This window comes from Streptomyces sp. NPDC006643 (genome assembly GCF_042870175.1).
In the GTDB taxonomy this organism is placed as follows: Bacteria; Actinomycetota; Actinomycetes; order Streptomycetales; family Streptomycetaceae; genus Streptomyces.
The window spans coordinates 93,791-118,223 of sequence record NZ_JBIAHA010000011.1 but is presented as its reverse complement, the minus strand read 5'-3'; the positions used below and the strand labels follow the sequence as shown (position 1 = coordinate 118,223).

The following is a 24,433-nucleotide window of genomic DNA, read 5'->3' as shown; positions in this document are numbered from 1 at the left end:
CCCTGGGGAGCACCGTGAGTGACGAGATCACCGTGGTCAAGTGCGGCGGCGGGCTCTCCGCGCACCGCGAGACCATCTGCCAGGACCTGGCGGCAGTGGCGGCCGGGGGCCAGGTGGTCCTCGTGCACGGCGGCGCCGCCCAACTCGACGAGCTGGCGGCTCAGTTGGGCGTGCCGCAGCGCCGACTCCGCACGCCCGGCGGCTCGTCCAGCCGCTACACGGACCCCGCCACCCTGGACGTCCTGCTGATGACGATGGCCGGCCGGGTCAAACCCGCGCTGGTCGCCTCGCTCAGCCGGCACGGCGCCCGGCCCGTGGGCCTCACCGGCATGGACGCGGGGCTCGTCACCGCCCGCCGCGCCGGCGCCCACAAGGCGGTGGTGGACGGCCGTACGCGAATGATCCGGGACGACCACAGCGGCCGGATCCACGCCGTCGACCCCGGACCGCTGCATCTTCTGCTCGACGCGGGGCTGCTCCCCGTGCTCTCCCCGCCCGCCCTCGGTACGGAGGGCGAGCCGGTCAACGTCGACGCCGACCGGATAGCTGCGGCGGTGGCCGGTGCGCTGGCCGAGCGGCGGCCCGTCCGGCTCGTCCTGCTGACCTCCGCGCCCGGTGTGCTCCGGGACCCGGAGGATCCCGGCTCCCTCCTTCCCCGGCTCACCGTCTCGGCGGGCTCCCTCGGGGAGGCCGACGCACGCGGCGGGATGACGGCGAAGCTCCAGGCCGCCCGAGCCGCCCTGGACACCGGCGTGACCCAGGTGGTCGTCGCCGACGGCCGTGTGACGAACCCGGTGCGCGAGGCGCTGGCCGGAGCCGGTACGCGGATCGAGAAAGCAGCACCATTCGAGAGCGGGAACGTCTGATGCCGGAATCGTCACAAGCAAAGAGCCTGGCGGAGACCAGGAAGAGCCTCCTGGCACTGCGCGAGCGCCAGCGCGCCGGGGTACGCGGCACCGGTGAGCGGGTCGTGCCCGTCGCCCGCGACCGGGAGCTGCCGCTCTCCGCGACCCAGCAACGCCTCTGGTTCCTCGACCGGTTGACACCCGGCGCCGCCGTCTACAACGCCCCGATCGTGCTGTCGCTGCGCGCTGCGCTCGACACCGCCGCCCTCGGCCGCGCACTGACCGCGCTGACCGACCGGCACGAGACCCTGCGCACCCGCTACCCCGAGCGCGACGGCGTCCCCTACCAGGACATCGCCCCGCCCGGCACCGCGGTGCCCGTCCCCGTGACGGATCTGACCGGGGTGCCCGAGCACGACGTACGGCCCTTCGTCCTCGGCCTCGCCCAGGAGCCGTTCGACCTGGCGCGCGGCCCGGTGCTGCGCGCCAATCTGGTCCGCACCGGGGAGGACGAGCACATCCTCGTCCTGGCGCTGCACCACATCGCCAGCGACGGCTGGTCCATGCCGATCCTCGTGGGCGAACTGCTGCATCTCTACGAGGCGGAGACCGCCGGCCGCCCGGCCGAGCTGCCGGAGCTCGAGGTCCAGTACGCGGACTACGCGGTGTGGCAGCGCGGCCGGATGACCGGGGCCGTACTGGACGAGCACCTGACCTACTGGAAGGAGCAGCTGGCGGCGCTGCCCACCCTGAACCTGCCCGCCGACCGGCCGCGCCCCGCCGTCACCACCGGAGCCGGGGCGGAGACGGACCGGCTGCTGCCGCCCGCCGTACGCGACGGGCTCAACCAGCTGGCCCGCGCCGAGCACGTCACGCTGCTCACCGTGACACTGGCCGCGTTCGGCGCGCTGCTCGACCGCTGGACCGGCCAGGAGGACATCGTCGTCGGATCGGTCTTCTCCGGCCGCGAGCGCCGCGAGGTCGAGCCGCTGATCGGCTTCTTCGCCAACACCGTCGTGCTGCGCTGCGACACCTCCGGCGACCCCACCTTCCTCGAACTGCTCAAGCGGACCGGCGAGCGGGTCATGGGCGCCCATCTCCACCAGAGCCTGCCCTTCGGGCGGTTGGTGGAGGAGCTGGCCCCCGAGCGCGACCCCAGCCGTAATCCGCTCTTCCAGACCTCCTTCACCCTCCAGCACTCCGGCGTGGAGTCCGCGCGGATCGCCGGCGTCGACGTCAGCGCGTATCCGCTCCAGGGCGACACCGCCCGGTTCGACCTCGCCGTACAGCTCACGGAGATCCCCGAAGGGCTCCGGCTCTGGGCGGAGTACTCCACCGATCTGTTCGACGCCGACCGAGTCGAACGGCTCCTCGGGCACTACGCGGCGGTGCTGGCCGCCGTCGTGGCCGACCCCGGTCTGCGGGTGAGTGAACTGCCCCTGCTCACCGCCGCCGAGCAGCGGCGGCTGGTCGAGTCCAGCGGCAATCCCGGCCCCGCGCCGGAGGGCTGTCTGCACGAGATGTTCGAGGCCGTGGTGGACCGCGCGCCCGAAGCGCCCGCCACCTCCTACGCGGGGGAGCACCTCAGCTACCGGCAGTTGGAGGAGCGCGCCAACCAACTCGCCCACGCACTGCACGAGGCGCAGGTCGGCCCGGAGACGGTCGTGGGTGTGCTGCTGCGGCGGGGCCCCCAACTGCCCACCGCTTTCTTCGGGATCCTCAAGGCGGGCGGCGCGTATCTGCCGCTCGACCCCGACCATCCGGCGGAGCGCTGGGCCACCGTGCTCACCGAGGCGCGCTGCACAGTGGTGGTGACCACGGACGACCTCGCGCGGGAGCTTCCCGCGGGTGTCACCGCGCTGCGTGTCGACGACCCGACCCTCAAGGAACGGCCAGTCGAGCGCCCCCACTTCGGGGTCCGCCCGGAGAACCTCGCCTATCTGATCTTCACCTCGGGCTCCACCGGCAAGCCCAAGGGCGTCCAGGTCGAGCACCGCTCCGTCGTCAACTTCACCCGCGCCTCCATCGACATGTTCCGGCTGGGGGAGGGCGACCGCGTCCTCCAGTTCGCCAACCCCGCCTACGACGTCTCCCTGTTCGACTTCTTCAGCTCGCTGTGCTCCGGAGCGCAGCTGGTGCACGCCCCGACCGACGTGCTGTGGGACACCGAGCGGCTGACCCGGCTCATGACCCAGGAGAAGGTCACCGTCACCGACCTGCCACCGGCGGTGCTGGGCCAGCTCGACGAGCGGCTCTTCCCCGATCTGCGGGCGTTGTTCGTCGGCCTGGAGGCGTTCCCCGGCGAGCTGGTGAACCGCTGGAACACCGAGGGCCGCGAGTTCCACAACGGGTACGGCCCCACCGAGGCCACCATCGCCTGCATCGACTACCGGTGCCCCGACGGCCCGTACGACACCATGCCGCCGATCGGCACGCCGATGGCCAACTACACGGCGCACGTCCTGGACCGGTACGGCAACCCGGTGCCCGACGGGGTGCCCGGCGAGCTGTTCGTCGGCGGTGTGGGTGTGGCCCGGGGGTACGCCCACCGGCCCGGCGCGACCGCCGAGCGTTTCCTGCCCGACCCGTTCGGCCCGCCGGGCGCGCGGCTCTACCGCACGGGTGATCTCGTCGTACGCGCCCCGGACGGGAACCTCACCTTCCTCGGCCGCGCCGACAACCAGATCAAGATCCGCGGCCTGCGGATCGAGCCCGGCGAGATCGAGCACGCCGTCGAGTCCCACCCGGCCGTCACCGAGTCGGTCGTCGTCGCCCGCGGCGACGGCACCGCCGCACGGCTGGTCTGCTACTACGCCACGACCGACCCGGCGGCGGACGGCGCGGCACTGCGCGGCCACCTCGTGGACCGGCTGCCGGCCCATCTGGTGCCGGCCGAGTTCGTCGCGCTGCCGGAGCTGCCGCGAGCCGCCAGCGGGAAGCTGGACCGGGCCAGGCTGCCGGAGCCGGGCGCCCCGCTGACGTACCGGGCGGCGCCGCCCTCGACGGAGACCGAGCGCACGCTCGCCGACATCTGGCGCGAACTGCTCGACCCGGAGATGGAGATCGACATCCACGCGAGCTTCTTCGCGGTCGGCGGCAACTCGCTCAAGGTCACCCAACTCGCCTCACGCATCCGCGCGGCCTTCGGCATCGAGCTGGAACTGCGTCAGCTCTTCGTGCGCTCCACCATCGCCCAACTGGCCGAGCTGATCGAGGCCGACGAGCTGGCGGGCGTCTCCGACGACGAACTGGACTCCCTGCTCGACCAGTTGGAGGGGACACCGTGACCCAGGCAACGCCCGTCACCGGCATCGAGACCTTCCGCGAAGAGGTGCGTGCCTTCTTCGCCGGCGACACGGTCCGCCGCACCCTCGCCGAGGTGGCTGCCCACGCGCCCGGCGAGGAGCCCGCGGACCTGGAGGTCTACCGCGCCCTCGGGGCACGCGGCTGGCTGGCCGCCGACTGGCCCCGGGAGTACGGGGGCCTGGGCCTGAGCCCCCGCGAAGCCGCCGTCGTCACCGAGGAGATGACGCTGGCCGGGGTCCCCGACGACGTACATGTCCTCAGCATCGACATCGTCGGCAAGTTCCTCCTCCTCGCCGGTACGGAGCGGCAGAAGGAGCAGCATCTGCCCGCGCTCGCCCGCGGTGAGCGGGCGGCGAGCGTGCTCTTCACCGAACCGGACGCCGGCTCGGACCTCTCCGCGCTGCGGACCAGGGCGGAGGCGGACGGCGACGGCTGGCGGCTGTACGGGACCAAGGTCTTCAACATGAAGTCGCAGTTCGCGGATGTCGCGCTCTGCGCAGCCCGTACCAGCGACAGCGCGATCGGCATGTACGGCATCACCCTCTTCCTGCTGCCGCTGCGCTCACCGGGCGTCCATGTCGAGCCCGTTCCCAGCGTCCAGAACGACCGCTTCAACCTCGTCGTGATCGACGGCGTACGGCTCACCGCGGCGGATGTCGTCGGAGAGGTCGACGACGGCTGGCGCAGCCTGGGCGACCTGCTCCAACTGGAGCGCACCGGAATCGACTTCCACGGCAAGGCGCGCCGGCTCCTCGACCTGGTGATCAGACGGGCGGCCGAGACCGGGCGGCTCGCCGACCCGGTCCACGGCGTCCGCCTGGCCGAGCTGGACGCGCGGCTGCGCGCCAGTCACGCCATGGCCTGGCAGATGGTCGAGAATCTGGCCGCCGGCGCCCCCGACCCGGTGGCATCGGCCATGTCCAAGTGGTACGCGGGGGAGATGTTCCGCCCCGTCCTCCAGGCGGGCCAGGAGATCGACGGCATGGGCTCGGTGCTCACCGCCTGGGACGGCGAGGCGACGGCTGACGGGGTGCTGGAGGCCAACGTGCGCCTCGGTCCGGCCCATCGGCTCGCCTCCGGAACCTCCGAGATCATGCTCTATCTGATCGCGACCAACGGACTGGGTCTGCTGTGAGCCTCACCGAACTCTTCGACGACGAGCTGATCCCCGTCCTGCGCCGCCTCGGTGACCGCCCCAAGGGCGCCGGACAGGAACGCCCGAGCGAGGCGGACACCGCCGCCCGGGAGCTGGTCTGGGCCACCCTCGCGGACCTGGGCGAACTGCGCCCGCTGCTGCCCGTACGGCTCGGCGGGCCCGCCGACGCCCTGTCCCGGCTGGTGGCGACCGCCGAGGTGATGGGCCCGGCGCTGTTCCAGAGCCCCTTCCAGGACACCGTCCTCGCCGCGTCGCTGCTCGCCGCCGACGGACGCCTCGACGCCCTGCTCGAACAGATCGCGACGGGGACGCGCACCGTCGCGCTCGCCGTCCGTGAACACGGCACCGACGAACCCTCCCGCCCGGCGCCCCTGACGACACATGGTGGCCGGGTCAGCGGCACCCGCCGGTTCGTCGCCTTCGCCGCCGACGTCGACCTGCTGCTGGTCGCGGGTGACCACGAGCACGCGCTGATTCCGGCCGGGGCCCCCGGCCTGACCCTGCGGCGGCACGACGACATCGGCCGCGGTGACCTCCACCGGGTGACGCTGGAGCACGCGGAACCGGTCCCGGACGGCCTGCTGCCCCACGGACCGTCGTACGGGCACGCGCTGGCCCGCGCCCGGATCGTCCAAGCGGGCTATCTCACCGGACTGGTGCGCGGAGCACTGGAGTTGACCGTCGAACGCGTCAAGAGCCGCAGCGCCTTCGGCAAACCGCTCGCCCAGCACCAGGCACTCGCCCACCGGCTGGCGGCGGTCGCGGCCGAGGCCACCGTCGCGCAGAGCTTCGTACGGGCCGTCGCCCGGGACGGCGACAGCGGACAGGACATCGGATCCACCGCCGCCCAGGCCCTGTTCCTCGCCGCCGACCTGGCGCGGGACGTGACGGCCGAGGCCGTCCATCTGCACGGCGCGGCCGGACTGACGGAGGAACAGGACATCTCCGTGTTCCACCGCCGCGCCGCCGTGGACACGCTGACGCTCGGCAGCCCGACAGCGCTGCGGCGCGAGGTCGCCGGCCTGCTGGCGGCCCGCCACCACGTCTTGGGGGAATGACACGATGGCCGACCGACTGACGACGGACCCGCTGCCCCTGCTGCGGGACCTCATCCGGATCGACACCACCAACCCGCCCGGCAACGAACGCGCCTGCGTCGACTACCTGACGGCCCGGCTCGCCCACCGCGAGGAGCTGAAGCTCAAGGTCCTCGGCCGCACCCCGGACCGGGCCAACCTCATCGTCCGCTTCCCCGGACGGGGCGTCGCGCCACCGCTGCTGCTGCACGGCCACAGCGATGTCGTCCCCGTCACCGGTCAGCGGTGGCAGCACCCGCCCTTCGCCGCCGAACTGATCGACGGCGAGGTGTGGGGCCGCGGCGCCGTCGACATGAAGGGCGGCCTGGCGATGATGCTGACCGCCCTCACCCGGCTCCACGAGTCCGGTCAACGGCCCGCCGGTGACGTCGTGCTGGCCGTCGTCGCCGACGAGGAACACGGCAGCATCAACGGTGCCCGCTGGCTGACCGCCGAGCACCCCGAGCTGTTCAGCGGCATCCGCTACGGCATCGGCGAGGAGGGCGGCGCCGGGCTCGACCTGGCCGGCCTGCGTATCCACCCCGTCGTCGTCGCCGAGAAGCGCGCCTGCTGGTACCGGGCCACCGTGCGCGGCCCCGGCGGGCACGCCTCCCGCCTCTCGCCGCCCGGCATGGCCGCCGGACAGCTCGGCGCGCTGCTGACCCGGCTCTCCGGCGCCCGCCTCCCGCGCCATCTCGGCCCCGCCGCCCGGCGGATGCTGACCGATGTGGCCCAGGCGCTCCCCGAAGAACTGGCCACCGCCGTACGTGCCCTGCGCGACGACCCCACCGACGCGCCCCCCGCCGGGCTCCCGCAGGCGGCGGCGCTCCAGCTCGACTCGGTCCTGCGGCACACCGTGAACCCCACCGTCATCCGGGCCGGGGACAAGATCAACGTACTTCCGGGCGAGGCGAGCGCGGAGCTGGACGGACGCATCCTGCCCGGTGAGCACACCAGGGAGGAGTTCGAGGCCGAGATCCGCGCCCTGATCGGCCCCGATGCCGAACTGGACCTGCTGGTCGAAGGACTGGCGGTACGTCAGGACCGCATCACCGAGCCGATGTTCGGCGGCTTCTACGACCTGCTGACGGAGCTGACCAGCAAGGCCGACCCCGGCGCCGTACCGCTGCCGATGGTGACACCGGCCGCTACGGACGCCGGATTCTTCGCCGGGCTGGGCATCCGCTGCTACGGCTGGCTGCCGATGAACCTGCCCGCCGGGGCCGAGCACCGCACCCTCCTGCACACGGCCGACGAGCGGATCCCCGTCGAGGCCCTGGAGTTCGGCACGTCGCTACTGACCGAGTTGCTGCGCGACTACCGCTGAGCGAGGACACCATGACCGAAGACCTGTACGTCCTGCCCGCCTCGTACGGCCAGCAGCGGCTCTGGCTGCTGGAGCAGATCGACCCCGACACCCCCCTCTACAACGAGGCCGTCGGGCTCCGGCTGCGCGGCCCCCTCGACACGGCGGCGCTGGCCGCCGCCATGAGCGAGGTGGTGGCCCGGCACGAGGTGCTGCGCAGCGTCCTGGAACTGGAGGGCGCCGAGGTCGTGCAGGTGGTGCGGGAGGCGGAGCCGCTGGCGCTGCCCCTGCACGAGGCGGACAGCCATGACATGGCGCTGACAGAGGCGCGCGAACTGGCCGCCGTCCCCTTCGACCTGGGCCGGGGCCCCCTCGTACGGTGCCGCCTGACGCGCACCGGGCCCGACGACCATCTCTTCACCGTCGTCGTGCACCACGCCGTCGCCGACGGATGGTCGCTGGGCGTGCTCCTGGCGGAACTGACCCAGCTGTACGAGGCGGCCGTGCGCGGCGAGGACCTGTCCGCCGTCCTGCCCGAACTCGCCGTCCAGTACGCCGATTTCGCCGCCTGGCAGAAGGAACGCCTGGACACGGGCGAGCTGGACGGCCAGCTCGACCACTGGCGCGCGCGACTCGCCGACGTCGCACAGCCGGCCCTGCCGACCGATCACGTCCCCGCCGGGGCGCCGGGCCGCGGCACGGTACAGGCGCCGCTGCGGCTGCCCGCCGCGATGGTGCGCCAACTGCGCGCGGTCGCCGGCGACACCGGCGATGTCACCCCGTTCATGGTGGCCCTCGCGGCGTACGCGGTGGTGCTCGCCCGCTGGACCAGGAGCCCCGACGTCGTGGTCGGCCTGCCCTTCGTGGGGCGGAGCCAGGAGGAACTGGAATCCCTGGTCGGGTTCTTCGTCAACACCGTCCCCGTACGGGTGGATCTCTCGGCGGATCCCGAGTTCACCGCGCTGCTGGGACAGGTGCGCGGCCGGTGCGTGGACGCGTACGGGAACGCCGACGTGCCGTTCGAGCTGCTGGTGGAGACGCTCAAGCTGCCCCGGCGCAGCGGGCGTACCCCACTCACCCAGACGATGCTCGCCGTCAACAACACCTGGCTCCCGGACGGCGCGGAGGCCGCGGGAGTGGCCATCGAGCCGACCACGCTCCTCCAGGAGCGCGCCCACTTCGAGATCACCGTCGACCTGGACGGCGACGGGGACGAACTGACCGGCGCCGTCGTGCTCCAGGCCGACCTCTTCACCCAGGAGACCGCCGATCTGCTGGCCCGCTCGGTCACCGCCGTCCTGCGGGGTGCCGCCATGGCCCCCGGCACCAGGATCTCCGCGCTGCCCTGCCCGCTGGCCGAGGAGCGCGCAGCCGCGCCGGCGGACGAGACACGGGACGTGCGACGGGACGAGACGGAGCCGGCCACGCAGCAGGCGCGGCAGGCCGGTCCGGCGCAGGCGCCCCGGTCGGCGACGGAGATCATGCTGGCCCGGCTGTGGACCGAGGTGCTGGAGCGGGACACCGTCGGGGTGCACGAGGAGTTCTACGCCGCCGGGGGGAACTCGCTGCGTGCCGTGCGCGTCGTCATGCGGGCCCGTGAGCAGGGGGTGGAACTTCCCATGGAGCGGGTGCTGGGCGAGCACACCATCCGCGAACTGGCCGACCTGCTCTGACCGTTCCCCTGGCGGCGACCGTCGTCAGGGCCGCTCCCCGGTCGGATCAGCTGAGCTTGAGCTTCCACATCGTGCGGGTGGCCACCGGCACCACGGACGCGAACAGCACGAACGGTGCCAGCCACAGCGTCTCGCGGGCGCCGATCCCGTCCACCAGGACGCCGCCGATCACCGCGCCGAACGGAATGGAACCGAAACTGATCAGCCGGTAGGTGGCGTTCATCCGGGCGTGCAGCTCGGGGGGCGTCACCTTCTGGCGCACCGTCACCGCGATCACACTGCCCGCCGTGGACCCGCCGAAGCCGAAGAAGAAGCCGGCGGCCGACGCCAGATACACCGCCGAGTCGGGCCCGGCGAACGCCGGCAGGAGAAAGTAGGCCCAGGTGCCGAAGAACAGCGCCACCAGCAGCGCCTTCCCGTAGCCGATCCGGTCGAAGAGGAACGGGATGCCGAGCGCACCGCAGATGGCGCCGACGCCGCCGACCACGCCCACCATTCCGAACGCGAACTGGCTCATGCCCAGATCACGGACGAAGTAGACGACAAAGCCGACGTTCACCAGCGAGCCACCCATGTTGTAGATGGCCGCGTGCAGGGCGATGGCCCGCACCGGAGGGTTACGGAAGACGGCCGCGAAGCCCTCGGCCAGCTCCCGGCGGAGATTGCGCGACTCGGCCGGGTCCGGCTCGTGAGCCTCCTCCCGGTGCCGCATCGACAGCAGGGCCAGCGCGGAGACGAAGTACCCCACCGCGTTGAGGAAGATCACGCCGGCCGCGCTGAACATCCCGGCCAGCCAGCCGCCCAGCCCCGGACCCAGCGTCGCGCTCACCGCCTGATCGGTGGTGAGCTTGCTGTTGGCCGAGCCGAGGGACGCGTCGGGGACGAACCGCGGCAGATAGGACCTGGCGGCGATGTCGTAGACCACCGTCAGGGCCCCGACCAGGGTCGCGACCACATATATCTGCACCAGCGACAGCCGGTCGAGGACCGCGGCCACCGGGATCGTGAGAACCAGCGCGCCCCGGAGCAGGTCGGCGACGATCATCACAGGCCGCCGCGCCCTGCGCTCCTGCCACACCCCGACGAAGACCGGCAGGGCGAAGAAAGGAATCGTGTAGAACGCCTCCAGCAACCCGATCTGGGTGCCGGAGGCGTTCAGGGTGCTCACCATCACCAGCGGGAGGGCGAACAGCATCATCTCCGCACCGAGCTGGGAGACGAGATCGCCACCCCAGAACAGCTGGAAGTCGCGGTCGCGTACGAGGCTGCGTTCCTTGCCCGCGGGCTTGGCGGCGATGGTCACGACGGATCGGCGGCCTTCTGTTTCGACGCCTGCTCCGCCTCGTACGCCGCCTTGGCCGCCGCGTACTCCGCCGGATTGCCCTCGATGCAGAACTCGTTGCCCGCCGGGTCGGTCATGACCACCCACCCTCGCCCGTTCGGCTTACGGCGGTCGTCCTCGATCTTGGCGCCGAGTGCCGTCAGCCGCTCCACCTCCTCGTCCCGAGGAAGCTCGGGAGCGAGGTCGAAGTGGATCCGGTTCTTGACCGTCTTGCCCTCCGGCACCCGGACGAACAGCAGGTCGGGATGACCCTCCGGGGTGAGAACGCAGCTCTCGTCGTCGTCCGGCTCGTCCTCCTCGTCGATCGGGAGGCCGAGAACCTGACTCCAGAACGTCGCCACCTCAAGTGGCAGATACGGAGGGGCGCAGTCAATCGTGAGGTGCCGGATGAAGGTGGGCACGTACGAACTCCTTGTCGGTGGGGGGCAGCACGGCCGTGACCGGCTCAGACCAAGGCACGTCCATGGGCGCCGAAACGGCGTCCGGACGAACTCCGCAGGTCCGCGCTCACGTTGATCCGTCGCAGCCAGCGGTCGGTCCCGTCGTAACGGGCCTGGAAGGGACGACGACCGTGCACCGCGCGCTTGTTGTCGATGATCAGCAGCTCACCGGTGGTCAGCGCGACATCCTTCATGCACGCCGTGAACGCCTCGATGGTCGCCTCCAGGGCCTGCTCCGCGGCGGGGTCGTCCAGGCCATGTTGCATGAAGGCCGGGTCGATACGCACGTAAGGCGACTCCGGGTCCCCGCTGAGGATCGAAATCCGCTCCGGGGTCTGGTTCATCCGCTGGATCCGCGCGAACGCGTCCGCCTGCCGGCTGTTCGCGTCGAAACCGGTGGTCTCCGAGTTGAACGCCGCCGTGTGCGACTCGTCGGGCAGGATCACGAAGCGCTCCTCGAAGAGCACCTCACGCTGCTCGTCGGGCACCTTCAGATCCACCACCGGCGCGAACATCGTCGGCACCGCGTCAGGGTTGCGCAGACACAGCAGCATGACCCAGTCGGCCCGGTGCGGGTGGAAGGCGTCCTCGTTGTGCCACTCCAGTAGTGACGCGGAGCTGGAGCCGAGCTGCTGCTCCTCGTGCCCCGCTATGGGGAAGACGTCCAGCACCAACTTGCCGCGCTGCTGGGAGAGATAGGAGAACGGATCGCCGAGGAGCGAGCCGATCAGCAGCAGTACGGCCGTCGCGGTCGTCACCTCCGCGCCGCCCGGCACCGCCGTGTAGTCGCCCGGCGTGGGTCCCACCGCCGTCTCGTCCACCGGCAGATTCGTCAGAACGAGCCCGCCGTGCGGTCGCCCGGTGAGCCGGAACTCGGTCAGCACCGCACGGAGCCGCTCCGGCAGCCGGTGCGCGTACACCGCCAGCTCGCCCAGCAACTCCTCGAAGGTCTCCGGCCGCTCCACCGCGTGCTCCTTGACGAATGTCTCCGCCAAGGCGCGTAGCTCGATGTGTTCCGCCGTGCTCAGCCGCAGATAGGGCATGCCGTTCAGATCGCTCAACGCTGCCTCGGCCATCCGAGCCTGGGTACCGCCCACTTCATCCTCCCCGCCCCGGTCCCGCAATCTCTTGGGTTGCCGGACAATGTTGATTCCGAGCATGTGCGAGGCGGGGGCGCGGACACAGTCAGGAGGATTCCCGATGGCTGCCGCGTGCCGCGCCCTGTCACCATCACCGCGTCAACCGGGTGTGTGCGAGGGGTGAGCTGTGTACGACCACGAGGGCGGCTGGAACGACACGGTCCGGGAGTACGGCGAGGTGGCCGACCTGTGTGTGCACCAGGTCTTCGAGCGGTGGGTCAAGGAACGCCCCACGCTCGCCGCCTCCCGCTTCGAGGGACGGCAGCTGAGCTACGCGGAACTGAACGCGCGGGCCAACCAGTTGGCCCGGCACCTGAACCGGCTGGGCGTCGGACGGGAGAGCGTGGTCGGCGTCCTGCTGGACCGCGGACTCGACCTGCCCGTGGCCCTGCTCGGCATCCTCAAGGCGGGCGCGGGCTATCTGCCGCTGGACGTCCAGCATCCGCGCGGCCGGCTGGAGTATCTGGTGAGCGACGCCGCCTGCGAGGTGGTGGTCACGGCGGGGGACGCGTACGACAAGCTTCCGGACGACGTGCTGCCCGTCCGGCTGGACGACGCCTCCGTGGCCGCCGCGCTGGCGGCGCAGCCGGACGACGACCCGGGCTTTCCCGCCCACCCGGACAACCTCGCCTATCTGCTGTACACCTCCGGCACGACGGGGCTGCCCAAGGGCACCCTGGTGCAGCACCGTTCGGTGGTCAACCTCGCCGAGTACTGCCGGCGGGAGTACCGGCTGGAGCCCCCGGACCGCATCCTTCAGTTCGCCAACCCGAGCTTCGACGTGAGCGTCTTCGACTTCTTCGCCGCCTGGTGCAACGGCGTGACGCTCGTCCAGGGATCGCGGCTGACGCTGCTCGACCCCCGGGCGCTCACCGCGCTGATCCGGGACGAGAAGGTCACCCTCATGGACATCCCGCCGGCCGTGGCCCGGCTGCTGGATCCGGCGGGTCTGCCGGACCTGCGGGCAGCGCACATCGGGGGAGAGGCCCTCGCGGGGGAGCTGGCCGACCGCTTCCAGGCGCCGCACCGGCAGGTCCGTAACACCTACGGCCCCACCGAGGTCACCGTGACGTCCACCGACTACTTGTGCCCGCCCGGGATGGGGGACGCGCTGCCGCCGATCGGCCGGCCCATCGAGAACCTGACGGCCCATGTGGTGGACGAGCGGGGGAACCCGGTCCGGGTGGGCGAGCCCGGCGAGCTGCTGATGGGCGGGGTGGGCGTGGCACGCGGCTACCACGGACGGCCCGCGCTGACCGCCGAGAGGTTCGTCCCCGACCCCTACGGGCCGCCCGGCGCCCGGCTCTACCACACCGGCGACCTCGTACGGCGGCGCCCGGACGGACATCTGGAGTTCCTGGACCGGGTCGACACCCAGCTGAAGGTCAACGGCCACCGGGTCGAGCCTGGGGAGATCGAGGCCGTGCTCCGCCGCCACCCGGCGGTCCGGGGAGCCGTCGTCGACCTCGTCGGGAGTGGGGAGGACCCCACCCTGGTCGCTTTCCTGGTCGTGGACGGTGACGCGCCCACCACGGAGGAGGTGCGCGCGCACGCCCGCCCGCATCTGCCCTCGTACATGATCCCGGCCCGTACCGTGGCGGTGGAGGAACTGCCTCTCACCGCCAACGGCAAGGTGGACCGGCGCGCGTTGCGGGACCTCGTCAGCCAGGCGTGACGGTGAGCCGCTTGGCGTACAGGCTCTGGTAGTACGGCTCGTGGTGGGCCGCGAACTCCGCGAGCGTGGCGTTGTTCTCGACGGTGACCTCGTAGCTGGCGGCGGCCTTGGTGAAGCCGCTGCTGCGGCTGACGTCGGTGTGCCAGCGGTCCGAGCGGGCCCACTCCTCGCGCTTGCCCGGCTGCCAGCTCAGCGCCTCCGTACGGTGCTCCAGACCCATCTCGGCCCAGTAGGCGGCCATGATCTCGGCCGGGTGGTTGACGAGGTCGTCGGAGTCCAGCACGACCGGTCGCTGACCGGTCGCCAGGGCCGTGTCGTACAACTCGTGCATGTACTCCAGGCCGATGTGCTCCCGGGACATGTCCGGCTTCAGCGCGTAGAAGGAGGCGGCGACCTCCGCCGGGCGGCGGATCAGGAAGGTGTGCCGGACCTCGCGCAGGAACTCCTTGTCCGCCTCGACCTCGGGGTAGCGGTAGTCCGTCGTCTCCTTCAGGAACACCCGCTGCGCGCTGGGGAGTTCACGGATGGCGGCGATCAGCGCCTTCGTCGAGCGCACGGTCTGACCGTCCACCGTCGTCTCGCCGAAGTCCCTGAGGTTGCAGAACGGCTCGTGCAGTCCCATCAGATCCCCGCGCTCCACCGCCGACCGGAAGAACGCGGTCGACCGGGACCGGGGCGCGCTCCACAGGGCGATCACCCGCGGACCGGCACCGCCTTCGCTGCCGTCGCTGTCGACTTCGCTCACGTCGCGTCTCCTTCGTACGTAGTTCGTCGTTCGGTGGTTCGGTCGTTCACCGGTCAGATGGTTCGCCGGTCAGGTGGTTCGCCGGTCAGGTGGTTCGTCGTCCGGTCAGACCTCGACGCCGCGCATACCGACGGCGTGCCCGAATCCCGACGGCGTCCACGCCAGGTCCTTCGGGCGGGACGCGGCGAACGCGTCGGCGGGGGCGTCGGCGGCGTACGCGAACACGCGCAGCGGCAGCTTCTGCGTACCCCGGATCCGCAGCACCACCTCGAACGGGCCGTCCGAAGGCGCGACCAGATGGCAGCCCCACGCCCAGCGCGACTCGCCGGGGCGGTTCGAACGGCCGGGTATTTTCTCGCCGTTGACCGTGACATCGAGCAGCTTCGCGGCGCCGGGGGCGGCGTACAGCGACATCCCGGTGGCCCTGGGGCCCTCGGAACTCAGCCGCAGACGGACCTCCCGCACCCCGCCGCTCTCCGCGCCCTCCTCGCCTTCCTCGACGCGCACCACCGGCACGGGCGTGCTCCCGGCCTCCGCCGGGCCCTTCCGGTACCCGCCCGGCTGTGCGAGCGCCGGCACCTTGTCCGCCACCTCGGTCCGCTCACCGCGCACATGCCGCCCGACCCAGTCGTTGTCGGAGCCCGCCCCCGCGTACCAGCTGTTGTCGCCGGTGTCCGCGTCGTGCACGTACATCAGGTCCGCCTGCGCGGGGTGCCGCTCGTCCACACCGTCCACGGCCGCGCCGCCGCCCACCAGCAGACAGCCCAGCAGCGCGCTCGTCACCAGCGCCACCGGCACGGAACGCCGCACCGGCAGGGGCAGCAGCCCCGGCAGCGCCGGCAGCAGCATCAGGGCGACGAACACCAGCACCGCACCGGAGAAGGCGAGTCCGGCCGTCGGGAACAGCACGGCCAGCAGCGGCGTGAACAGCACCACAGCCGGCACCGCCCCCGCCGCGAGGGCCCACGGAAGCCCGACGGACCCCTCCGGCAGCCGCACCGCCCAGAACAGCCCGGCAGCCCCGAAGAGCGTGGGCCACAGGAACAGATAGCCCGCGCCCGGCACGAAGACGGCCGTCAGCAAGGTCAGCGCGGCCGACCAGCACAGCACCGCGGCGGCGATCGCCGTGGCGTCCCTGCCGCGCCGCATCCACACCAGCCAGGACACACAGACGACCGCGGTGAGCACCAGCAGCCCCGCGACGGCCGGGCCCGGCCGGTAGGGGTCCCCGAACAGGAAGTCGGCGTAGTGCGGCCGGATCAGCACCAGCAGCTGCCAGCCGAGGAAGCCCACCACCCCGGAGGCCAGGAGCGGCAGGGGAAGCGTCGCGGCGGCCAGGGCCACGCCACGTATCGCGCCCCGCCGACGGGCCCACCACACCGCCGCCGCGCTGCCGGCCGCGGCGACGACGGCCAGCGCCGTACCCAGCCACACCGGGTAACGCGCCAGCAGACCGAAGAGGGTGAACCAGGTGACGTCGCCGCCACCGGAGACGTCCAGATCCCGCTCGGCGAGCCGACGCGTCGCCGCCAGGACCGTGGAGCCCATGTCCTGAAGGACCTCGGGCCGTTGGTGGGCCAGATCGTCCAACTCCATGTCGTACTGGGCGGAGCCGCCGACGACGGCGAAGTTCATGCCCGTGTACCCGGAGTCCTCGAAGACCGTGAAGTCCGTGTCGTTGGGCAGGAGGGCGTAGATCTCGTCGGAGACGGAAGTGGCGAACGGCGGCCGGTCGGAGAGCGCCGGGACATATCCCGCCGTGTGCGCGCCCGACTCGAACATCACCACCCGCCCGTCCGTGCCGCGCGCCTCCAGATTGAGCACGACCGTGTGCCGCGGATCGGCGGCGTCCTCGGACTCCGTGTAGCCCCGGGCGCCCAGCGAGCCGATCTCCTCGCCGTCGGTGAGCAGGAACTCCACGGTGTTGCGCGGCGCCGGGCCCTTCATGAGCGCCCGCGCCACCTCCAGCACCGTGGCGACACCCATTCCGTCGTCCGTCGCGCCCGGACCCGTGAACACCGAGTCGTAGTGGGCGACGACCAGGACCCGGTCCTCGTCGTCGGTGCCGGGGATCGTCGCCCGGATGTTCTCCGCGCTCCCCACCACCGCCGTCTGGTCCGGCTCGGCGGCCGACGCGGTCGCCCGCCGCACCTGTGGTTCGAGCCCGAGGTCACGGAACTTCGCGACGAGGTGGTCCCGGGCCGCGTCACCGGCCGCCGAGCCGATCGGCCGCGGCTCGGCGGCGATCTTCTCGATCACCGGCCGGGCCCGCTCGGCGGAGAACTCGCGGGCGGACGCGTCGGCGCCGACCGGGTCCGGACTGCGCAGCGGCAGCAGCGCGAGCGCGCCCAGCACACCGAGCGCCACGACCAGCAGCAGCGAGCTGAGCCTGGTGGTCTTCGGGATGAGCTTGGTCAGCAAGGTGCCCTCCTCGGTCCTCCTGCCATGCTCCTGGCGCGTTCTCGCGCACGGTTGTCGGTGCTATCCCCGACTGCCCCCGGCGACCTGCCCTTTCGCACTCTGATACCGGTATGCCACCGACATGCGGGGAGGGGCTGGATGCGCGAGGATCTGCGACGCAGGCTGGCGTCGCTGGAGCCTGCCCAGCGCGACCGGCTCCTGCGGGAGCTGCGCGCCGGACGGGCCCTGTCCGCCGCCCAGGACGCGATCCCCCCGGCCGGCCGGGACCGCCCGCTGCCGCTGACCTTCGCGCAGTCGCGCATGTGGGTCATGGACCGCCTCGCACCCGGACTGCCCCTGTACAACACCCCGCTCGCCATGCGGCTGCGCGGCCCGCTGGACCGCGCGGCCCTGCTGTCCGCCCTGGACACCGTCGTCGCCCGGCACGAGGTGCTGCGGACGCGGTACGTGGGCGACGACGGCGACCCCGAGCAGGTCGTCGACCCGGCCGGCCCCGTCGTGCCGGAGACCCTGGAACTGGGCGAGGTCGCACCGGCCGACCGGGGCGCACGCGCCCTGTCGCTGGCCGCCGAGGTCGCGACCCGGCCCTTCGACCTGGCCGCGGGACCGCTGCTGCGGGTCACCCTGGCCCGCTTCACGGACGACGACCACGTCCTGGTGCTGTCCATGCACCACATCGTGCTCGACTCCTGGTCCGTGCCGGTCCTCATGCGTGAACTGGCCGACTGTTATCAAGCCGTACGGGCAGGGCGGCGGCCCGACCTGCCGACGCTGCCCGTGCAGTGCGCCGACTACGCGGTGTGGCAGCGGGAGCGCTTCGCGGCCGGCGCGGCGGAGGCGGACCTCGCCCACTGGCGCGAGCGGCTGGCCGGGCTGCCGACCCTGGACTTCCCCACCGACCGGCCCCGGCCGGTCGAGCGCGGCTGGCAGGGCGGTCACGCGGAAGCCCACTGGCCCGAGGAACTGCGCCGTGAGCTGGCCGCGTTGGCCGACCGCGCCCAGGTGCGGATCCTGCCGGTGATGCTGGCCGGGTTCGCGGCGACGCTCAGCCGCTGGACGGACCAGGACGACATCCCTGTCGGGTCGATCTTCACCGGCCGCAGCCGGCCCGAGATCGAGTCCCTGATCGGCTACTTCGCCAACACCGTGGTGCTGCGCTCCGACACCTCCGGCGATCCGACGTTCCGTCAGCTGCTGGCCAGGACGAACGAGACGGTGCTCGACGCCCACTCGCACCAGGACCTCCCGTTCGACCAGCTCGTCGAGGCGCTCGGCGGGGAACGGGACGCGTCCCGCAACCCGCTGTTCCAGCACGCGCTCTACCAGGCCGACGCGGACCGCAGCGGATCGCGGCTGGGTGAGGTTCTCGTGGAGGAGCTGCCGGTCGATCTCGGCTCCTCCCGGTTCGACCTGGGCGTCGGCTTCGCCGAACATCCCGGCGGCGGTATGCGGCTGACCGCCGAGTACTCGGCCGAGCTGTTCGACGCCCCCCGCATCGCCCGACTGCTCGACCACTACCGGCAGTTCCTGACCTCCGCCGTCCGCCGTCCCGACAGCAGGCTGAGCGAGCTGGAGCTGCTGCCCCCGGCCGAGCGCGCACAACTGGAGCTGCACAGCGCCGGCCCCCGCCACGACCACGGCACGCGCACGCTGCTCGACGTCCTTGAGGAGACCGTCCGGGCGACACCGGACGCGCAGGCGCTGGTGCACAAGGACACCGAGCTGACCTTCGGTGAACTGGACGCCCGAGCCAACCGGCTGGCCCATCTGCTGATCGCGCGCGGCGCCGGGCCCGGACAGCGGGTCGCGCTGCTGGCCCACCGCCACGAGAAGTTCCTGGTGAGCATGCTCGCGGTCATGAAGTCCGGCGCCGCCTACGTACCGCTCGACCCGTCGTATCCGGCCGAACGGATCGCGCGCCTGCTGGCCGACGCCGACCCCGCGCTCGTGCTGACCACCACGGCCGCCGCGTCCCTCGCCCCACCGGACGACGCAGCCCGGCGGATCGTGCTGGACGCCGAGGAGACCCGCGCCGACCTCGCCGACCGGCCGACCACCGCTCCGACGGACGCCGACCGCACGGCGCCGCTGCGCCCCGGCCATCCCGCGTACGTGCTCTACACCTCCGGCTCGACCGGCACGCCCAAGGGTGTCCTCGTCGAACACCGCGGCCTGCTCAACCTGTTCGAGAATCAGCGGCGCGTCGTCCACCGCCCCGTCGAGGAGGCGCTCGGGCGCCCGCTGCGCACCTGCCATGTGCTGTCCCTCTCGTTCGACGGCTCCTGGGAGGGGCTGCTGTGGCTGTTCGGCGGGCACAGCGTGCACCTCACGGACGACGAGACCCGGCGCGACCCCACGGCCACCGCGCGGCTGATGATCCGCCACCGGCTCGACGCGATCGTCGCCACGCCGTCCTTCGCGGAGCAACTCCTCGCCGCCGGGCTCCTGGACGACCCCGGACACACGCCGTCCGTCGTCGCCTTCGGCGGTGAGCAGATCAGCCCCGGCATGTGGCGGCGGCTGCGCGAGACGGCCGGGCTGAGCGCGTACAACCTGTACGGGCCGACCGAGGGCACCGTGCTCGCCACGATGGCCGACTTCGCCCAGTCGCCGACCCCCACCATCGGCCGGCCGATCGGAAATGTGAGCACCCATGTCCTGGACGCGGGACTGCGCCAGGTCCCCCTCGGCGTGCCCGGTGAACTGTTCCTCGCCGGCCACTGCGTGGCGGGCGGCTACCTCAACGCCCCCGCGCTGACCGCCGACCGCTTCCTCCCCGACCCCTTCGGCCCGCCCGGCGCCCGGATGTACCGCACCGGTGACCGCGCCCGCCGGCGGGAGGACGGGCAGCTCGAATTCCTGGGCCGGGCCGACAGCCAGGTGAAGATCCGTGGCTTCCGTGTCGAGCCGGGCGAGATCGAGGCCGCGCTGACCGCCCACCCGGAGGTCGCCCTGGCCGCCGTCGTCCCCCACACGGGGGAGAACGGCGAACAACTCGTCGCCTATGTGGTGCCGGAGCCCGGAGCCGAACCGCCGGGGGCCGCGGTCCTGCGGTCCCATCTGATGGGGGTGCTGCCGTCCCACATGGTGCCCGCCGCCGTCGTACCGGTCGACACGCTGCCCCTGACGGCGAACGGCAAGCTCGACCACCAGGCGCTGCCCGCACCCGACTTCGGGGCCGACGCCGGTTCCCGGCCGCCCGGCACCGAGCGGGAGCGGCTGCTGTGCGAGGTGTACGAGGACCTGCTGGGCCTCTCGCGGGTCGGTCTGGACGACGACTTCTTCGCCCTGGGTGGCCACTCCCTGCTCGCGACCCGGCTGATCAGCAAGGTACGGGCCGCGTTCGACGTGGAGCTGCCGGTGGGCGCCCTGTTCGAAGCGCCCACCCCGGCCGGGCTGCTGACCCGGATCGACGCCGCCGGAGGCGCCCGGCAGCGGCTGCGCCGTACCGAGGACGACAGCGACCACGCCCCCCTCTCATACGGACAGCGCCGGCTGTGGGTCGTCAACCGGCTCGACCCGGACAGCTCCGCGTACAACCTCCCCCTGGCCCTGCGGCTGCGTGGACCGCTCGACCGGGAGGCCCTGCGCGCCGCGCTGGCCGACGTCGTCGAGCGCCACCATGTGCTCCACACGGTCCTGTCCGTGGTGGACGGCGAACCGCGTCAGCGGCGCGCCGAGTTCGACGGCGCGCTGGCCGTGCACACAGCCCCCGAGGAGCAGTTGCCCGGCGCCCTCGCGGATGCCGTCGCGGCCGGATTCGACCTCAGTACGGACCTGCCGCTGCGCGCCCATCTGTACGAGGTCGGGCCCACCGAGCATGTTCTGCTCGTGGTGGTCCACCACGCCGCCGCCGACGCCTGGTCGACGGTCCCGCTCGCCCGTGACCTCTCCACGGCCTACGGCGCGCGCACCGCCGGCCACGCCCCGGACTGGGCGCCGCTGCCCGTGCAGTACGCGGACTACGCCCGGTGGCAGCACTCCTACCTGGGCGCCGACGAGGACACGGACAGTGTCGCCTCGGCGGAACTCGCCTTCTGGACCCGCACCCTGGCCGCGCTGCCGGAAGAGATCCCCCTGCCCGCCGACCGGTCGCGTCCGGCCACCGCCACCCACCGCGGACAGCCGGTCGAGCTGGCTCTGGACGCCGAACTGCACGCGGAGCTGGCTGAGTTGGCGCGCTCCCGCGGAGTGACCCTCTTCATGGTCCTCCAGGCCGCGTTCGCCGCGCTGCTGACCCGGCTGGGGGCGGGGGAGGACATCCCGATCGGCACGCCGGTCGCCGGGCGGACCGACGAGTCGCTGGACGACCTGGTGGGCTTCTTCGTCAACACCTTGGTGCTGCGCACCGACACCTCGGGCGACCCCGGCTTCGACGAACTGCTGGCCCGGGTGCGCCGCGGCGACCTGGACGCGTACGCGCACCAGGCCCTGCCGTTCGAGCGGCTCGTGGAGGAACTGAAACCGGCCCGCTCGCTGGCCAGGCACCCGCTGTTCCAGGTGAGCCTGGCGCTGGACAACAACGAACAGCCCGATCTGGCTTTCCCCGGACTCGACGCCGTGGTGGAGCCGGTCGGCTCCACCACCACCAAGTACGACTTGACCCTCTCCCTCTCGGAGAACCAGGACGCCCACGGCAGGCCCGCCGGGATCAGCGGGGTGCTGGACAGCGCCGCCGACCTCTTCGACCTGGCCACCGCGCAGGCGCTGAGCCGTCGCTTCGAACGGTTCCTGCGCGCCGTCGCCGACGACCCGACCCGGCCGATCGGCGCCGTTTCCCTGCTGGAGCCGGGCGAGGAGGACTATCTGCGGGCCGCGGGCCACGGGCCCGTCGAGACGCCGACCGGGCCGCCGGCGCGGCTGACGGACCTCATCGCCGCGCAGGCCCGCCGTACACCCGACCTGCCCGCCGTCAGCGACGGTGTCACCACACTCGACCACCGCGCCCTGGACACCGCCGCCAACCGGCTGGCGCGTGCGCTGATCCGCCGGGGCGCCGGACCGGGGCGGCTCGTCGCCGTACTGATGCCGCGCTCCGCCGAGTTGGTCACCGCCGTCTGCGCCGTGCTGAAGACAGGCGCGGGCTTCGTCCCGCTGGAGCCCGACCACCCCGCGGCCCGGATCCACGACGTACTGCGGGACGCCGATCCCGTCTGCGTACTTACCACCGCCGACTGCGCGGTGCCGCTGCCCGACGGCGTCGAACGGCTGCTGCCGCAGGACGCCGCGACGGAGGAGGGCACACCGGTGACACCGCCGGTCGCGCCGAGCCCGGGTGATCCCGCGTATGTCATCTACACCTCCGGCTCCACCGGCCGCCCCAAGGGCGTCGTCGTGGCCGACCGCTCCGTCACGGACTACCTCCACTGGGCCCGCGCCCACTACCCCGGACTGAGCGGCCGGGCACTGCTGCACTCCCCGGTCTCCTTCGACCTCACGGTCACCACACTGTTCGGCCCCCTCATGGCCGGCGGCTGCGTCAGGGTCGCCTCACTGGAAGAGGCTGCCGCCGATCCCGGACAGGGGATCGACTTCCTCAAGGTGACCCCCAGCCATCTCGCCGTGCTGGAGACACTGCCCGCCTTCCTCAACCCCGGCGCGAGCCTGGTGGCCGGGGGCGAGCAGCTGACAGGCGGGGCGCTGCGCCACCGCCGCGCGACCGACCCCGGGATCACCGTCTTCAACGAGTACGGGCCCACCGAGACGACGGTCGGCTGCACGCTGTACACCGTCGCGCCCGGCTCCGACCTCGCCGACGGGCCCGTCCCGATCGGCACTCCGGCCTGGAACACTCGCCTGTACGTGCTCGACGCGGCGCTGCGCCCGGCGCCGGCCGGAGTGCCCGGCAGGCTGTATGTGGCGGGCGCCGGGGTGGCGAGCGGCTATCTGAACCGGCCGGATCTCACCGCCGAGCGCTTCCTGCCCGACCCGTACGGCCCGGCGGGCACCCGCATGTACGACACGGGGGATGTCGTCCGCTGGGGCCGGGACGGCGCGCTGCACTATCTGGGCCGCGCCGACGGCCAGCTCAAGCTGCGCGGCTTCCGGATCGAGCCCGGCGAGGTCGAGGCCGCCCTGCGCCGGAGTCCGGCCGTCGCCGAAGCGGCCGTCGTGGTGCGCCGGTCGGCCGAGGGCGACGGACAGCTGGTGGGGTATGTCGTCCCCGCCCAGGGAGCCGAACCGGACCTGGAGGAGTTGCGCTCCGGGATCCGGGGCGTCCTGCCGGAGCACATGGTGCCCGGGGTGCTCATGACCGTGCCGAGGCTGCCCCTGACGCCGAACGGCAAGCTCGACCGCGCGGCGCTGCCCGCCCCCTCCTTCACCGTCGCGGGGCGCCCGCCCCGCGACGCCACCGAGCGAGCCCTGTGCGGGCTCGTCTCCGAGGTGCTCGGCATCCCGGAGGTCGGCATCGACGACGACTTCTTCACCCTGGGCGGCCATTCGCTGCTCGCCGCCCGCCTCGTCGCCCGCGCCCAGCGGGAGCTGGGCCTGGAGCTGAGCGTGCGCGCCGTGTTCGAGGCGGCGACCGTCGCCGGGCTGGCCGCGAGTTCCCGCAGCCGGGAGCCGGACGGCTTCCCCGTGCTGCTGCGGCTGCGGGAGGGCGGCGCCCTGCCTCCGTTGTTCTGCGTGCACCCGGCGGCGGGCATCAGCTGGGGATATGTGGGACTCCTGCGCCATCTGGAGCCGGAGCGACCGGTGTACGCACTCCAGTCACGCGCCCTCGCGGACCGGGACTACCGGCCGAGGTCGGTCGCCGAGGTGGCCGAGGAGTACCGCAAGGAGATCCGCGAGGTCTGCCCCGAGGGCCCCTACCATCTGCTCGGCTGGTCCTTCGGCGGCATGGTCGCCCATCAGATGGCCTGTCAGCTCCAGGAGGAGGGACAGGAGGTCGGCTCCCTCACCCTCCTGGACAGCTACCCGTTCGCCCCCGGCGACCGGGCGCCGTCCCCGGACGATCCGCGGCTGCTCACCGAGGCGGCCGTCTCGCTCGGCTACGGCACCGCCGAGCGCATGACCGAGGACTTCGGGCAGGACGGGGCGACGGCCATGGCCCGCGCGTTCGCGACGAACGCGGGGCTTCAACACACGTACGAGCCAAAGAAGCTGGACGGCGATGTGCTTTTCTTCGCGGCCATGGCGGACCGGTTCCCCGGTGCGCCGGAGCCCGAGTCCTGGCAGCCCTTCGTGACGGGCCGGCTGGAGGTGCGTCCGATCGACGCGGCTCACGGCGCGATGGTCCGTCCCGAACCGCTGGCCGAGATCGGACCGCTGCTCGCGGCGCGGCTCGCGCGATGAGGCACGGACCGGC

The 24,433-nt window shown here is 72.5% G+C and carries 13 protein-coding genes; 8 read left to right on the top strand and 5 right to left on the bottom strand.

The window, feature by feature from the left end; all coding sequences use genetic code 11:
* Positions 1 to 14: 14 nt before the first annotated feature.
* From ACFYNU_RS16780 to ACFYNU_RS16755, 6 genes are read left to right on the top strand one after another with little or no spacing between them, the layout of a single operon-like run.
* Positions 15 to 866: a [LysW]-aminoadipate kinase gene (locus tag ACFYNU_RS16780; protein ID WP_356584146.1), complete on the top strand. Its 852-nt coding sequence runs from the start codon at positions 15 to 17 to the stop codon at positions 864 to 866.
* A complete protein-coding gene (locus ACFYNU_RS16775; RefSeq protein WP_356584148.1) occupies positions 866 to 4,132 on the top strand; it encodes an amino acid adenylation domain-containing protein in 3,267 nt (1,088 codons plus the stop codon). The genes ACFYNU_RS16780 and ACFYNU_RS16775 overlap by 1 nt, the downstream gene beginning before the upstream one ends.
* Complete coding sequence (locus ACFYNU_RS16770) at positions 4,129 to 5,286, top strand: acyl-CoA dehydrogenase family protein (RefSeq protein ID WP_356584150.1); 1,158 nt, start codon at positions 4,129 to 4,131, stop codon at positions 5,284 to 5,286. The genes ACFYNU_RS16775 and ACFYNU_RS16770 overlap by 4 nt, the downstream gene beginning before the upstream one ends.
* Complete coding sequence (locus ACFYNU_RS16765) at positions 5,283 to 6,365, top strand: acyl-CoA dehydrogenase family protein (RefSeq protein ID WP_356584152.1); 1,083 nt, start codon at positions 5,283 to 5,285, stop codon at positions 6,363 to 6,365. Before ACFYNU_RS16770 ends, ACFYNU_RS16765 begins: the two co-directional genes overlap by 4 nt.
* Positions 6,366 to 6,369: 4 nt before the next feature.
* Entirely contained in the window at positions 6,370 to 7,710 is a 1,341-nt protein-coding gene (locus ACFYNU_RS16760) for a M20/M25/M40 family metallo-hydrolase (protein ID WP_356584154.1), read from the top strand.
* Positions 7,711 to 7,721: 11 nt separating this feature from the next.
* Positions 7,722 to 9,362, top strand: a complete 1,641-nt coding sequence (locus tag ACFYNU_RS16755; protein ID WP_356584156.1) for a condensation domain-containing protein — start codon at positions 7,722 to 7,724, stop codon at positions 9,360 to 9,362.
* A 46-nt stretch (positions 9,363 to 9,408) separates the two neighbouring features.
* Here the strand turns inward: ACFYNU_RS16755 and ACFYNU_RS16750 are convergent, their stop codons facing one another.
* Genes ACFYNU_RS16750 through gntD form a run of 3 tightly spaced genes read right to left on the bottom strand, consistent with a single transcriptional unit; the run spans position 9,409 to position 12,220 of the window.
* The gene (locus ACFYNU_RS16750; protein WP_356584158.1) at positions 9,409 to 10,665 is read right to left on the bottom strand and encodes an MFS transporter; all 1,257 of its coding nucleotides are present in this window, start codon (positions 10,663 to 10,665) and stop codon (positions 9,409 to 9,411) included.
* Positions 10,662 to 11,105 carry a VOC family protein gene (locus tag ACFYNU_RS16745; protein ID WP_023538921.1) on the bottom strand — a complete coding sequence of 148 codons (444 nt, stop codon included), beginning with the start codon at positions 11,103 to 11,105 and terminating at the stop codon, positions 10,662 to 10,664. The genes ACFYNU_RS16750 and ACFYNU_RS16745 overlap by 4 nt, the downstream gene beginning before the upstream one ends.
* 44 nt (positions 11,106 to 11,149) lie before the next feature.
* Complete coding sequence (gene gntD, locus ACFYNU_RS16740) at positions 11,150 to 12,220, bottom strand: guanitoxin biosynthesis L-enduracididine beta-hydroxylase GntD (RefSeq protein ID WP_356584160.1); 1,071 nt, start codon at positions 12,218 to 12,220, stop codon at positions 11,150 to 11,152.
* A gap of 190 nt (positions 12,221 to 12,410) precedes the next feature.
* Between gntD and ACFYNU_RS16735 the strand changes: the two genes are divergently transcribed.
* Positions 12,411 to 13,958, top strand: a complete 1,548-nt coding sequence (locus tag ACFYNU_RS16735; RefSeq protein WP_356584162.1) for an amino acid adenylation domain-containing protein — start codon at positions 12,411 to 12,413, stop codon at positions 13,956 to 13,958.
* Here the strand turns inward: ACFYNU_RS16735 and ACFYNU_RS16730 are convergent.
* Both ACFYNU_RS16730 and ACFYNU_RS16725 read right to left on the bottom strand, forming a co-directional pair.
* A complete protein-coding gene (locus tag ACFYNU_RS16730; RefSeq protein WP_356584164.1) occupies positions 13,945 to 14,703 on the bottom strand; it encodes a sulfotransferase family protein in 759 nt (252 codons plus the stop codon). The two genes, ACFYNU_RS16735 and ACFYNU_RS16730, sit on opposite strands and share 14 nt — an antisense overlap.
* A 105-nt stretch (positions 14,704 to 14,808) precedes the next feature.
* Positions 14,809 to 17,124, bottom strand: coding sequence for a M20/M25/M40 family metallo-hydrolase (locus tag ACFYNU_RS16725; RefSeq protein ID WP_356584166.1), 2,316 nt, complete (start codon positions 17,122 to 17,124; stop codon positions 14,809 to 14,811).
* A 138-nt stretch (positions 17,125 to 17,262) separates the two neighbouring features.
* Here ACFYNU_RS16725 and ACFYNU_RS16720 point away from each other — a divergent pair, with 138 nt between their 5' ends.
* Positions 17,263 to 24,420, top strand: coding sequence for an amino acid adenylation domain-containing protein (locus ACFYNU_RS16720; protein ID WP_356584168.1), 7,158 nt, complete (start codon positions 17,263 to 17,265; stop codon positions 24,418 to 24,420).
* Positions 24,421 to 24,433: the final 13 nt, after the last annotated feature.